Here is a 14,316-nt window from a genome sequence, read left to right on the forward strand (position 1 = left end):
AAGAAAGCTGAAGAAGAGGCCAAGAAAAAAGCTGAAGAAGAGGCTAAGAAACAACAAGAACAGCAACACCAAAATACCGGAGGAGATACACCTCACGCAGACGGTGCTGTTGTTACAACAGAGTCCTAATATACAAAAAAAGAAGTCCGTTTCTCTTAACGAGAAGCGGACTTCTTTTTTGTTATCATTTTCTTTACATACAGCTTTTCTATTTCGATATACAACTGCGCTAATTGAATATAAGAATGATAATTACTCGGTTTCTTTATAATGAATGAATATCTTTCCATAAAATTAACAGGTTGCACTTTTAATTTATTCGTATTTATTTGCATTTCATTCAAACTATGAACAGGTTGTTCATTTAGCCAATAGACAACCGATAACAAGTGAGCTGCAAAAAGAATCATTGGTCCCTCAGCCTCTTGCTTATTTCTATTTCGAAACAGTATAGCAATGTCTTCATGCTTATTTTTCCATACATTCAACATCGCTGGAATGCTGTTTTCAATTTCCTTCCACGGCTCATACTGTCTTTCAATATCAAATATAAAGTAAGTATTTTGTATTATCTCTTCAAAAGAATTGTCTGTATGATACTTAATTAAATTTACACTTTCTTTAAAAAATGGTAAACAGTGAAATTCTTTCGGTATTTCTATAACTCGCTCCATCCTTTATTTCACCTTCATTCGCTTCTTTCCTTCACGACATACTTCTAACAGTCTGCACTCCTCACATTGCGGTCGTTGTGCTTTACAGTGATAACGTCCAAAGAAAATCATACGATGATGTGTAACTCCCCACTCATCCATCGGTACTTTCTTCATTAATGTTTTTTCTACTTCTAACACCGAATCTTTCCATCTACAAATCGCTAACCGTTTACTCACTCTTTCTACATGCGTATCAACAGCAATTGCCGGGATGCCATACGCTACCGAAACAACTACATTTGCTGTTTTTCTCCCTACTCCTGGTAATTTCGTCAACTCGTCACGGTCTTCTGGAACTTTTCCATTGTAATCATCCAGCAACATCTGACACAATTTTTGAATGTTTTTTGCTTTATTTCTATACAACCCAATAGAACGTATATCTTGTTGTAACTCTTCCAAAGATACACTTAAATAATCTTCTGGTGTTTTATATTTTTGAAATAAATTTTTCGTCACTTTATTTACAAGTGCATCTGTACATTGTGCAGATAGTGCCACCGCGATTACTAATTCAAAAGGATTCTCATGAATTAATTCACAATGTGCTTCTGGATACATATCCGCCATTGTGTCTAAACAATAGCGAATTTGCGTTTTATTTAACATATACTTCCTCCTATATTACTGCTCCAACCAATTATAAAAAGGCACTTTTCCAGTAAATTTCGTCTCTTGTTTTGTCATTTGTTGTGCTCTTTGTTGATTCGCTCTAAATTTTTGACCTTGATTTTGAGCCTGATCTACCGTTTTAATTCCATTCTTTTTCCACTCAAATAAAATACGATCAATATATCGGAAATTTAGTTTTCCACTCATTACAGCTTCTCTAAGAGCCGCTTGAATTAAATTTGGATGATGTTGATCTTGGTCCTCCCACATTCCTAACGTTTCACATTCGAACGGCGAAAGTGGTCTTCCAAATTCTTTTTCAAATACTGTATATAAATTTACTTGCAGCTGTTTTTTTTCTTTTTGCTCTTCCTCTATTGATTCATCCATTAAGAAATGTAATATTTTTTCCCATAACGGTTGTAAAGAATAACTTTCGCACATCATCGCTTCTGATCTTTGTCCACCTTCTAGTGATAAAAACCCTTTTTGAATCAATGCTTGAATTACTTCCATACATTTCATTTCCGTTATCGTCATCCGTTCAGAAATCTCTGATGGAGTCGGAAACGAATTACCTGATTCTAAAAATGTGTGTACATGAAGTACGACCATAAATTCCGTCTCATTTAAACCTAATTTTTTATAATGCATCATAAGTAATTTTGGAATTGCAATGCTTCCCTGCTCAAACCACTGTAACATCATTTTCTTTTTCATCACCAAACACCTCGCTCTCTAGTATAACACACCTTTAGCTATTTCTTTTTGCCACAATTCGTCAAAAAAACCTCCCTATTAATGGGGAGGTTTTTTATATTACATGAATGAAATATAAAATTAAGCTTGCACTTTACTTTTCATAAATGTATGGATACGCTCTAATGCTTTCTCTACTTGTTCAAGAGATGTCGCATATGATAAGCGAACATTATTTGGAGCACCAAATCCTGTACCTGGTACAAGAGCCACTTTTTCCTCTTCTAATAGAGCTTTTGCCCAATCATCAACTGTTGCATATCCTGATAAAGCTACAGCTTCTTTTACGTTAGGGAATAAGTAAAATGCACCTTGCGGTTTAATGCAAGTAAAGCCAGGGATTTGAATTAATTTATCATAAATGATGTTTAATCTCTCTTCAAAGGCTTGACGCATTGTTTCCACAGGTTCTTGTGAGCCTGCATATGCCGCAATTGCGCCGTATTGAGCGATTGAAGTAGGGTTTGACGTACTATGACTCGCTAAGTTCGTCATTGCTTTAATAAGCTGCTTATTTCCTGCAGCATATCCAATACGCCATCCTGTCATAGAATGAGATTTAGATACACCATTAATAATAAGTGTTTGTTCTTTTAATGCATTAGAAAGCTGGGCAATTGAAGTATATTCTACGCCACCATAAATTAATTTTTCATAAATTTCATCAGAAACGATTAAAATATCATGTTCTAAACATACTTCTCCAAGCTGTTGTAATTCTTCTTTGCTATAAATCATTCCTGTTGGATTGCTCGGTGAATTAATAATAACTGCTTTCGTTTTCTCTGTAATTGCCTCACGCAGCTGCTTTGCTGTAATTTTGTACTCATTGTCTTCTAAACCTTCTACATAAACCGGCTTACCGCCAGCAAGCTTTACTTGCTCTGGATAGCTTACCCAGTAAGGAGTTGGGATGATAACTTCATCTCCCTCATCAAGTAATACTTGGAATAATGTATATAATGCATGCTTTGCACCATTACATACAATAATTTCAGATGGATCATACGCAATACCTTGATCGCGAGTAAATTTCTTCACAATTTCTTGTTTTAACGATTGTAATCCACCTGTTGGTGTATACTTCGTATGCCCTTCTAACATCGCTTTATGTGCAGCATCCATAATATGCTCTGGTGTATTAAAGTCAGGTTCCCCTGCCCCTAATCCAATTACATCATGACCCTCTGCTTTTAATGCTTGTGCCTTTGCTGTAATTTCTAAAGTTGAAGACGGTGTTAAAGCAGCTACTCGCTTTGCTAATTTCATTTGTAGTTCCCCCTACATCTATTTTTCAATGCTATATCGTCTTAAAAATTTTCCATCTTTAAATTCAAGATAGTAATAACTATAACGATTGTCATCATCAATATATGTAACTTCCCATAGTGGTACATCATTTTCAAAGCCTAATTTCACTTTCATAATCTCTTTCGGCTTACTTTTTGATTCCTTACTTTCATTGCCGACTTGCTCTATTGTTCTTTGTATAGCCTCTTTTTCAGAAATACCTTCGCTCTTTTTCCTTACTACAGTATCCCCTTTTTTCTCAGGCACCCAAACGATAAGTTGTTCTCCCTTTTCATCTGTACCTTGCACGACTATATATGCAGATTTTCCGTTGTAATAATCAACAGATTTCACCTTTGTAAGCTTTGCTTTTTCTTTAGCAATTTCTACAAATTTCGACTCTTTTGGAATTTTCTTTCCCATCGCTTTATTATAAACATACGCCCCATATATTCCGCTAGCAACGATAACAATAATGATTGCAAAGATCCACTTTTTCATTGTATCACTACGTTCTGTAAATCGTAAATACAGCTGTTTCTTTATCTTTTTCGTCTAATGCTAGTCCGAACATGAGGTCCTGCTCTTTTAACGTACGATTTAAACTATCAACAATTTTATACAAATCCGACGAATATTTAATACGCGTCGTTGATAGTACTTCGATTTTCTTATCCATGAAAAAACTCCTCCGTTACACAAAAATTTCTAATTATAGAAGAACGCAATGCGGTTACAATAAGAGTACATTCTTTACAACCCCTGCTTCATCACCCATCTATTATAGCAGGACATGTACAGCAAAAAAAGGTTTCAAGTCGAAAACCAACACATTTTGTATACAAGAAGTAAGAAAAATAAAATTCCTCCTACCCACATTTTTTACGCCTGAAGTTTATAAGTACTTCAGGCGTATTTTTCTTCCATTTTTATTCATTTGATGGTTCTTCTAATTGTACTAACAATTCTTCTAATGGTCCTTCATAAAGAGGTACGTTAGGAATCGATTGTAGAAATCGTTTTCCATAGGAAGAACTCGTCAAACGACGATCTAACACTACTACCGTTCCTGTATCTGTATTCGTTCGAATTAAGCGGCCGAATCCTTGTTTGAAACGTAATATTGCTTGTGGGAGCGCTAATTTAGCGAATACATCTTCACCTTGATTTTTTAGCCAATCACCTTTCGCTTCCATCATCGGCTGATGAGGAGGTGTAAATGGTAGACGGACTATAACAAGACAACTTAAGGCATCTCCAGGAATATCTATTCCTTCCCAGAAACTGCTCGTCCCTAATAAAATTGATTTGTCGAACTCTTGAAACTTTCGAATTAAGCGGCTTCGACTTCTATTATTCACACTTTGGGTGAGTAATAAATAACCCTCTAATTCATCATTATTTTTTAAATTCGCATACGCTTCTTTTAACATTTCATACGAAGTGAATAAAACGAGCATTCTGCCTTTTGTGGCTTTCGCTATCTTTGCAATATGTTCCGATATAGATTCAATATATCGCTCATTACTTACTTGCTTAATAAAAGGTACATCCGTTGACACCATTAATTTCATCTGTTCATCATAACGAAATGGCGACGGAACCTTTAAAGTATTTGGAGCGAAATCATGTAAACCAAGTTCCTCTTTTATATAATCAAACGTATCGTTAACTGTTAGTGTTGCGGATGTAAAAATAACACTCTTTTTTTCTGTTAAAAATTCATCAGCAAATCTTTCACCAATATGAACAGGCTGTGCATATAGAACTGTTGAATGAATCGTCCCTTTCGTTTCAGTCTCCATCCAAGTTACATACGAATTCTTTTCTAATACGAGTAACTGTAATGATTCTGCCATCTTTCTCAGCAACTCAATTAAATGCATAAATTCACCTGTTACAACATGCATCTCCCATTCTAACTTACTTTGCAATATATCCACTTGCTTCTCAAGAGCAGTTACTACCCTTCTTAATTCATATATAAAACGATTTGTTAATTCGACGATACTATCCCACAACTTACCTTTTTCTAGTTCTGCGTTATACCTATAGATGAGCGGCATATTATTCGTTCCTTGCTCTTGCTTTGTTTGTTTAAATATAAAAGTACGTAACATTTGGAAGAGTTCATCCGCATCAAACTTAAGTTCCTTCAAACTATAACTTATCATACGGAAAGTTGAACGAGATGCTTGCTCTGATTTTTTCATCATTTTATATACTTTGGAGAGTACATCTTCTGTTTCTAGTGTCCCAAGACGAGATATAACCAATTGAAAATACATACAAGAGAACTGTTCACCCAATGTTCTACTCGCGGCTTCTTCAATATGGTGAGCTTCATCAAAAATAATATGTTCGCATGAAGCAAACAACGGTTCTTCACTTGAAAAATCTTGAAATAATAACGCATGATTTGTAATAACGATATCTGCAAATAAAGCTTTATTCTTCGCTCGCTGGTAAAAACAACGACTAAACCAATTACTTTGCATACCGCCTGGACTATACGCATCGCTACAAATACGATTCCAAAGTAACTTTCCGCCCTCAGGAATATTTAATTCGTCTCGATCACCTGTTTCAGTTTGCAATAGCCAAACTAAAATCTTCGCCTTTGTAAGTGCCATATCATAATTTTTTTCTTCCTCTTGCAAAGCATACTCAAATTTATGTAAGCATAAATAATGCTTTCTTCCTTTTAGAAGAGCTACCTCAAATGAAAATGGCATTATTTTTTGTAATAACGGAATTTCTTTTTCTAATATTTGTTGTTGGAGTTGTACCGTTTGTGTACTTATAATGACAGGTTCTTCTTTTCTCTTTGCAAAATAAAGACTAGGAAGCAAATAAGCGAGAGTCTTTCCTGTTCCTGTACCGGCTTCAATTAGTGAAAAACGAGAATCTCTTAACGCCGTATATATCTCTTTCATCATCAGTTGTTGACTTTCTCTTCTTTCAAACTTTGGCATATGTGATTCCAATTTATCCATCGTTTTATTCAAGAAAGCATCAAACTTTGATGAACACGTTTCTCCAAGGTTTAAGGAATAGTTCCGCTTTTTCAGCGCAATATTTCGATGTATTTCATACTCCGCTATATCTTCTTTACCGTGCATTACTTTCTTTAAAATATTTTCAGAAAGCACATCAGCTATATCGCTTTGGAACACATCACTTAATTCATAAAGCGATTGCAACGTGACAAGTGGTAACTTTTCAATTTCATTTAAAAATTGTAAAAATAATTCCGCTGTTGCAAGAGCATCACTATCCGCACGATGTGGTTGATCGTGCTCTAGTTCATGCTTCTTAGCTAAATCACGTAATTTATAACTATCGGCTGTCGGCAAAAGAATTTGAGCCAATTCAACCGTGTCGATTTTCGGACAATGTATTTCTGTATATCCAACTTGCCTTAATTCTTCATTTAAAAAATTCCAATCAAAGTGAACATTATGCGCAACGAAAGCCGCACCTTGTAATAGCTCAACAATCATCGGGGCTACATCTTGAAATAACGGGGCTTGTTTTACAAGACTTTCATCAATCCCTGTTAATTCTGTAATAAATGGTGGGATCTCTCTCTTTGGATTAACAAAAGACGAAAAAATCTCCAATATCTCTCCATCTTCTACTACAACAGCTGCAATTTGGGTAATTTTATCCTTCCCATCTTTCCAGGAGTTCCCTGTCGTCTCTAAATCAACAACGACATAACGCTTACTCATATATGTAACACCTCAATTTCTTACCTTTCAAACAACAATAATTTATATAATGTTACTATACCACGTTTTATCTCATCTTAATGAAAAGATGCACAAAAAAGCTATCTCCGCAATGGAGATAGCCTTTCTACTTATAATATCGTACCCGCTTTTTCAGCACCTAACATTTCAATAATTTGATTATTATCGTCTAGTACTGCAATTTTTGGTTCTTGTGTATGAATCTCTTCTTCCGTAACTAGCCCATAACAAATAATAATTACTTTGTCCCCTGGTTGTACAAGTCTTGCCGCAGCACCGTTTAAACAAACAACACCACTACCGCGTTCCCCTTTAATAACGTATGTCTCTAAGCGAGCACCATTATTATTATTTACAATTTGGACTTTTTCGTTTTCTACAATATTTACTGCATCCATTAAGTCTTCATCAATTGTAATACTACCTACATAATTTAAATTTGCCTCCGTTACAGTTGCACGATGTAACTTTGCTCTCATCATTGTGCGAAACATAGATGCTCCCCCTTATTTAACCGTTAATGTTATATTGTCAATTAATCTTACATTTTCAAACTTAACTGCAATAGCTAAAATGATTCTTCCTTCGACTTTCTCTACCATTGTTAATGACGGATATGCATATAAATCCGCATAATCTACAGTGCCTTTCGTATGCGTCTCAATATAATCTTTCACAAGATTTGTAATGATTTCCGGATTACGTTCACCTGCCTCAATTCTTTCTTTCGCTATACATAGGCTGCGGTATAAATGAAGAGCTTCTTCACGTTCATCTTGTGATAGGTACACGTTACGAGAACTTTTCGCTAAACCATCTTCTTCCCTTACAATATCAACTGGTACGATTGTAACTGGAATATTGAAATCAGTTACAAATCCTTCAATTACTGCAACTTGTTGAGCATCTTTCATACCGAAATAAGCACGCGTTGGCACCGTAATATTAAATAGTTTCATCAGTACAGTTGCAACACCAGCGAAATGACCAGGTCTTTGTTGACCGCATAATACGTCCGTGCGCTTCACAACTTCTACTGTTGTTGTTTGTTCTGCTGGATACATTTCTTCTACACTCGGATAAAATAAATAATCTACACCGTTTTCTTTTGCTACATTTTCATCTCTATCAATATCACGAGGATATCGATCTAAATCTTCATTTGGGCCGAATTGTAGCGGGTTTACAAATACACTTAAAACTACAATTTTATTTTCTTCTCTTGCCTTACGTAATAAAGTAGCGTGGCCTTCATGTAAATAACCCATTGTTGGAACAAAACCAATACTCTTTCCACTTGCACGAAGTTCGCTTGTAATTTGCTGCATCTCTTGCACTGTAGTTACGATTTTCATTATTGTTTTCCTCCGTATAACGCTAAGCATTCTTCCTCTTTCATTGTGAACGAATGTTTTTCTTCAGGAAATTGCCTTGTCTTTACTTCAGTAACATATTGTGAAATCCCACGCACAATCTCCTCTTGAACAGACGTATATTGCTTCACAAATTTCGGAACACGATTTACGCCGTATGAGATAAGATCATGATAAACAAGCACTTGTCCATCTACTTTTTGTCCTGCACCAATCCCAATTGTTGGTATTGTTAGTTGCTCTGAAATAAGTTCTGCTAACTGCATTGGTACACATTCTAACACAAGCGCTATTGCACCAGCTTCTTCACATTTCTTTGCATCTTCTATTAATTTTTTTGCACTCTCCGCATCTTTTCCTTGCACTTTATATCCACCCAACACTCCTACCGATTGAGGGGTTAAACCTAAATGCGCTACAACAGGAATTCCTGCGTTCGTCAAATATTGAATCGTCGATATAACTTCTCCAGCACCTTCTACCTTCAGTGCGTGTGCCCCGCTCTCTTGAACGATGCGACGTGCATTCACCATCGTTTCTTGTAATGATACGTGATACGACATAAATGGCATATCAGTTACAATAAACGTCTCTTTCGCTCCACGGCGTACAGCTTTCGTATGATGAATCATATCCTCTACTGTTACAGGTACTGTTGAATCGTATCCGAGTACAACCATTCCAAGAGAATCTCCAACTAGAATCATATCAACTTCAGCTTCTTCTGCTAATTTAGCAGATGGATAATCATACGCCGTTAGCATTGTAATCGGCTCACCTTGCTCTTTCATCTTCAAAAAATCTGTTTTTGTTTTCAAAAACTACTCCTCCTTTATGCAGGAGAGAGGAGATGGCCGAAATCATATAAAAAACCCCTCTGACCATAAAAGGGCAGAAGGGTTGTGTGTTAGTCGGCATTATTCATCCCTCTGTCCCAGTCCGTTATTGGATCAAGGCAGAATCCAAGTTATTATTTTTCGTATGACTTCGAATCATGGTGCAGTTCGCTCTGATACTGCCCACATTCGAACTAATTATAGCAAACTACAAAAAGGAATTACTACATTTTTTTGAAAAAATAATTTTTTATTCTTATTACGGTATATGAAATTTAACGCGAGAGTATATATGCTATACAGTTTTTATGGAGAATTCTATCCTGAAAAGATACATGTTTTTTCAACGCATGCTAAAAAAGTCCAAGTTAATTTTTTCTGTAATCCATTTAACTGTATAGTATAACTCTTAAACTAATGATGCAGGTTAATTGAGGAAAGTACTTAACAAAGGAGAATTGCAGATGTCTATGAACAGGTGGTTATTTCGATTCAGCAGTTTGCTTGTAATGATTGTATGGTGGATGTCTTTAGGATCCTCCCATGTATTTGCCTCAGTTACTGTCGTAACACCCCCCACCGATTTAACGAAAGTGATTGAGGTTGAACTAAATGATGATTACTTTAATCCAAATGTTATCACGATTCCGCTTGCAGGATCAACAACATTACTATTGAAAAATAAAGGTAAAAACGAGCACACCTTTACAGTGAAAAAACTCGGCATTGACGTCGTAATCGAGTCAGGAAAAGAAAAGAATATTACCGTGAAACCTAAAAATACTGGTACATATGAATTAATATGTCGATACCATCTTCTTAAAGGAATGGCAGGCAAAGTAATCGTCAAATAACATGCCCTGCCAATTAGGCGGAAGATATTTTGAAATGAACTTTAAATATGAAAAAAATTTATTATCATGTTACAAATTCAACTCAAAACTATTGAAATAAAAAGAAGTTCCAAAAGAGGAACTTCTTTTACTTAATTTCAATATCTGCAGAATGAATATGATGTACTTTCCCCTCATGATCCTCCAGAAGTAATACACCATCCTCTGTGATTCCTTTTGCTAACCCCGTAATTGTCTCTCTCATCGTTCGAGCGGTAATTTCTTTCCCGATGCTCACAGCGTAACTTTCCCAAAGAATTTTAATGACAGAGAAACCATTTTGTAAATACTCTTCATATAATTTTTCTAGTTGTAAATAGATTTGTTGCATAAGTTCTGCACGAACAATCGGCTTACCTGATTCAATCGCTAATGAAGTAGCAATGTGCTGAATTTCTTCATCAAAATGTTCTTGCTTTTGATTCGCATTAATACCGATGCCCATAATGACAGCATTAATTTTATCAGGATCCGCTTGCATTTCTGTTAATATACCTACAGCCTTTTTACCTTGAATTAAAATATCATTTGGCCATTTTATTCCTACGTTTACACCCGTGCATTTTTCAATTGCCTGTGCAACACTAACGGCCGCTAACAAAGTAAGTTGCGGTGCATGATGAACTGGGATTGATGGGCGTAAAATAATACTCATCCAAATCCCTGTTCCTTTTGGTGAATGCCATTTTCTGCTTAAACGACCTCTTCCCGCTGTTTGTTCTTCTGCTACAACGACTGTTCCTTCTTCTGCACCTTCATAAGCAAGTTTTGCTGCAATGTGCTGCGTTGATTCAACGGTTTCTTCAAAATACACTGTTCTACCAATCCGCTTCGTTTGTAGCCCTAACTGAATTTCATTAGCGGTCACTTTGTCTGGCTTACTTGCAATTCGGTAACCTAATCGACGCACAGCTTCAAGTTCATATCCCTCACTCCGCAGATCCTCCATATGTTTCCACACAGCAGTTCTTGAACAACCAAGTTTATCACTAATTGTTTGGCCGGATACAAACTCGCCATCCGCTTCAGAAAAAACTTGCAATAACTGCTTTCTTATAGTAGATTGCATCCTTGTAGCCACTCCCTTATACGCTCTTTCTCATTAACTACGTTTCCTTGTACGATTGCTTCTTCGATTTTCTGAAGCATCTCAGCAACCCACGGACCAGGCTTTTTGTTTGCCCAGTTTAATAAATCATTACCAGTCACATTCATTTCTTGACGCTCCTGGATTGGCAATGCATGAAACATTGATTGTACTCGTTCAACAGATGTAGGGTCATAGCGTTCAATCATCGCTTCATATACTCTCTCTGCCATTTCAGCGATATGAATTCCCGTTTTATAAAGAAGGACTGTATCCCAATCCTTCTCCTTTCTAGTACGGATTGTCAATAAAACTGCAACAATATCTTTTATTTTTTTATTCGAAAACTTCCATTGACGTAAAAAGACAGATGGATGTTCTTCTCCGATACAATATAAGAAAAATGCCCACGCCTCAATATCCGTTTCGAAAGAATCCCATTTATACTGCGTAGCTTTTAACAGTCTCTCTTCTGACATTTGTAAATATGGCAAATGAGAAAATAGCTTCGTCTCTACTAATTCTTTGAGACCTTTCACACAATATGTACCAGTTAACAGTTTCTCAAACTCTACTGTAATACGCTCAATTGCTATATGTTCTAGCAAATGCCCATACGTTTCAATCGCTTGCTTCGTTTTCATTTCTAATGAAAAACCTAACGTGCTTACAAACCGAATACCACGCATCATTCGCAGGGCATCTTCTTGAAAACGATCCGCAGCATTTCCAACTGTCACAATTTCTCTCTGTTGAATGGCTTCCTGTCCAGCAAATAAATCGACCATTTTGCCTTCTTCTGTCATAGCAATTGCATTCATCGTGAAATCACGACGTTTTAAATCCTCTTCTAATGAACGAACAAATTGAACACTACTAGGTCTTCGAAAATCTTCATATTCGCTTTCTGTTCGAAAAGTAGTTACCTCATAGGGCTCACCATTTTCTACAACAATTACAGTTCCATGCTCAAGACCAACAGGAACATTTCTTGGGAATATAGCCATCACTTCTTCTGGTAGAGCAGATGTCGCAATATCAATATCTCCAATCGGCCTATCGATAATAAGATCTCGTACGCTCCCACCAACAAAGTAAGCCTCATGTCCTTGTTGCTTTAATGTCTCAATAATAGAACTAGCTTTTTTAAATCTTTCCATTTTTGTCATCCCTTAGTACGTCATAGTAAATCGTTTCATATTGTGAAACAATTTTTTCTGAGCGAAATTGCTCATAAACACTTTCTCTTGCTCGTTCTCCCATATTACGGTGAAGTTCCTCGTCCTTTAATAGCTGAATAGCTTGATTTGCCACTCCTGTTGTATCGCCAACTTCACATAAATATCCTGTTTCCCCGTGTTGAATAACCTCTGGAATACCTCCAACCCGTGTTCCGATACAAGGTACACCACACGCCATTGCTTCTAATAAAACAAGACCAAAACTTTCCTTCTCTGATAGAAGCAACATTAAATCACTCATCGCAAGTAGTTCTGCAACATTATCTTGCTTCCCTAGGAATAAAACGCGATCTTCAATATGTAAATTCTTCACTATCTGTAAAATCGTACAGAATTCTGGTCCGTCTCCAACAAGAAGCAACTTCGCATCTACTTCTTTAACAATTTTAGCAAATGCCTGAACAACATCCTGCACACGTTTCACTTTACGGAAATTCGAAATATGAATAAGTACTTTTTCACTCTCACTTATACCATATTCTTTCTTTAATTGAGACATATTACGCTTGAAATATACACGTTCGTCTATAAAGTTATATACCGTTTGAATTTCTTTACTTGGTTTTACAAGCTCATGTGTTTCGTTAATTAATGAATGCGAGACAGCAGTAACAACATCCGATTGCTCAATACCAAAACGAATTAAATTATTTAACGAAGGGTCGGAACCTAACACAGTAATATCTGTTCCATGTAAGGTTGTAACAATTTTAATACGCTCTCCGATCATTTGTTTTGCTAAATATGCACAAATTGCATGTGGTATTGCGTAATGCACATGTAAAATGTCTAAGTTTTCTCTTTGTGCAACCTCGGCCATTTTACTTGCTAACGCTAAATCGTATGGTGGATATTGAAATACAGAGTATTGATTTACCGTCACTTCATGAAAATAAATGTTTGGATATACTTTATTTAACCGGAATGGTAAACCCGATGTAATAAAGTGAATTTCATGCCCACGTTCCGCCAATTGCTTTCCTAATTCTGTTCCAACAACTCCAGAACCACCTACAGAAGGATAACATGTAATACCTATTTTTAATTTCATTTACATCCCCCTAATAAATCAGCATGTAATAAAACCGGTTTCTTACTCATAAATCCCTCGGCATACAAGACTCCAACTTCTTTTCCAAACATCTTCTCACGAGCAATCACAGTTTCAACGTAACCTTCTGTTAACGGTGTCTTAACACCATCACTCCCTGTTGAAAACTGACTTTCATACGCTTCTAATGCTTCCACCTTTATAGAGAGGTACTCACTTATATCTATACAAAAATTCGGTTTATGAAAACCATTAATCATATAATTATAAAAAGACTCCACACGATGTGGTGAAAGTTCCGGCATATATTTACGGATTCCTGCTGAAAAAATAGCCTCTTCCACAAGCTTTGCACAATTTGCATGATCTGGATGGCGATCTTCATAGTACGGCGCAAAAACTAGTTTTGGTTTATATGTACGGATCACCTTGACAATTTCACGTATATACTCTTCTTTCATATACAAACCACGGTCTGGCATCGCTAAATTCAGCCTCGTTTTTACTCCCATTATACGAGCTGCGACCTTCGCTTCTTCTTTTCTCAACTCTATCGTTCCATTTGAAGAAAGATCAGCTTCTGTTAAATCACAAATACCTACTTCATACCCTTGCTTTGTATATTTAGCGATGGTACCAGCCATGCCGATTTCAACATCATCGGCATGAGCACCAAACGCTAATATATGTAATCCACTCATAA

Annotated in this window: 15 protein-coding genes; 1 reads left to right on the forward strand and 14 read right to left on the reverse strand. The window is 36.3% G+C overall.

Annotated features, from left to right (window positions below):
- Positions 1-155: 155 nt before the first annotated feature.
- The 10 genes from MR107_RS02790 to panB form a co-directional block, all read right to left on the reverse strand.
- Positions 156-674, reverse strand: a complete 519-nt coding sequence (locus MR107_RS02790) for a YpoC family protein (RefSeq protein ID WP_000442650.1) — start codon at positions 672-674, stop codon at positions 156-158.
- A gap of 3 nt (positions 675-677) precedes the next feature.
- Positions 678-1,325, reverse strand: a complete 648-nt coding sequence (gene nth, locus MR107_RS02795; protein ID WP_000933030.1) for an endonuclease III — start codon at positions 1,323-1,325, stop codon at positions 678-680.
- Between the two features lie 15 nt (positions 1,326-1,340).
- A complete protein-coding gene (gene dnaD, locus MR107_RS02800; protein WP_000728542.1) occupies positions 1,341-2,048 on the reverse strand; it encodes a DNA replication protein DnaD in 708 nt (235 codons plus the stop codon).
- Between the two features lie 120 nt (positions 2,049-2,168).
- Positions 2,169-3,356 carry an aspartate transaminase AspB gene (gene aspB, locus MR107_RS02805; protein ID WP_000761571.1) on the reverse strand — a complete coding sequence of 396 codons (1,188 nt, stop codon included), beginning with the start codon at positions 3,354-3,356 and terminating at the stop codon, positions 2,169-2,171.
- Between the two features lie 18 nt (positions 3,357-3,374).
- A complete protein-coding gene (locus MR107_RS02810) occupies positions 3,375-3,878 on the reverse strand; it encodes a cell wall elongation regulator TseB-like domain-containing protein (protein ID WP_000758739.1) in 504 nt (167 codons plus the stop codon).
- A 7-nt stretch (positions 3,879-3,885) separates the two neighbouring features.
- Positions 3,886-4,056 carry a YpmA family protein gene (locus tag MR107_RS02815; protein WP_000358352.1) on the reverse strand — a complete coding sequence of 57 codons (171 nt, stop codon included), beginning with the start codon at positions 4,054-4,056 and terminating at the stop codon, positions 3,886-3,888.
- 250 nt (positions 4,057-4,306) lie between these two features.
- Positions 4,307-7,111 (reverse strand): ATP-dependent DNA helicase DinG, encoded by a 2,805-nt coding sequence (dinG, locus tag MR107_RS02820; RefSeq protein ID WP_242292054.1) that lies wholly within the window; start codon positions 7,109-7,111, stop codon positions 4,307-4,309.
- A gap of 131 nt (positions 7,112-7,242) precedes the next feature.
- Complete coding sequence (gene panD, locus MR107_RS02825; protein WP_000490184.1) at positions 7,243-7,626, reverse strand: aspartate 1-decarboxylase; 384 nt, start codon at positions 7,624-7,626, stop codon at positions 7,243-7,245.
- 12 nt (positions 7,627-7,638) lie between these two features.
- Positions 7,639-8,487, reverse strand: a complete 849-nt coding sequence (gene panC, locus MR107_RS02830) for a pantoate--beta-alanine ligase (RefSeq protein WP_000707029.1) — start codon at positions 8,485-8,487, stop codon at positions 7,639-7,641.
- Positions 8,487-9,323 (reverse strand): 3-methyl-2-oxobutanoate hydroxymethyltransferase, encoded by an 837-nt coding sequence (gene panB / locus MR107_RS02835; protein ID WP_000851108.1) that lies wholly within the window; start codon positions 9,321-9,323, stop codon positions 8,487-8,489. The genes panC and panB overlap by 1 nt, the downstream gene beginning before the upstream one ends.
- A 482-nt stretch (positions 9,324-9,805) precedes the next feature.
- Here panB and MR107_RS02840 point away from each other — a divergent pair, with 482 nt between their 5' ends.
- A complete protein-coding gene (locus MR107_RS02840; protein ID WP_000062387.1) occupies positions 9,806-10,195 on the forward strand; it encodes a cupredoxin domain-containing protein in 390 nt (129 codons plus the stop codon).
- A gap of 127 nt (positions 10,196-10,322) precedes the next feature.
- Here the strand turns inward: MR107_RS02840 and MR107_RS02845 are convergent, their stop codons facing one another.
- From MR107_RS02845 to bshB1, 4 genes are read right to left on the reverse strand one after another with little or no spacing between them, the layout of a single operon-like run.
- Positions 10,323-11,303, reverse strand: a complete 981-nt coding sequence (locus MR107_RS02845) for a biotin--[acetyl-CoA-carboxylase] ligase (RefSeq protein ID WP_001192063.1) — start codon at positions 11,301-11,303, stop codon at positions 10,323-10,325.
- Positions 11,288-12,481 (reverse strand): CCA tRNA nucleotidyltransferase, encoded by a 1,194-nt coding sequence (locus tag MR107_RS02850; RefSeq protein WP_000439321.1) that lies wholly within the window; start codon positions 12,479-12,481, stop codon positions 11,288-11,290. The genes MR107_RS02845 and MR107_RS02850 overlap by 16 nt, the downstream gene beginning before the upstream one ends.
- Entirely contained in the window at positions 12,468-13,613 is a 1,146-nt protein-coding gene (gene bshA / locus MR107_RS02855; protein ID WP_000768305.1) for an N-acetyl-alpha-D-glucosaminyl L-malate synthase BshA, read from the reverse strand. Before bshA ends, MR107_RS02850 begins: the two co-directional genes overlap by 14 nt.
- A complete protein-coding gene (gene bshB1 / locus MR107_RS02860) occupies positions 13,610-14,314 on the reverse strand; it encodes a bacillithiol biosynthesis deacetylase BshB1 (RefSeq protein WP_000015673.1) in 705 nt (234 codons plus the stop codon). Before bshB1 ends, bshA begins: the two co-directional genes overlap by 4 nt.
- Positions 14,315-14,316 lie beyond the last annotated feature (2 nt).

The sequence above is a fragment of the Bacillus cereus group sp. BfR-BA-01441 genome (assembly GCF_022663075.1).
Classification (GTDB): Bacteria; Bacillota; Bacilli; order Bacillales; family Bacillaceae_G; genus Bacillus_A; species Bacillus_A cereus.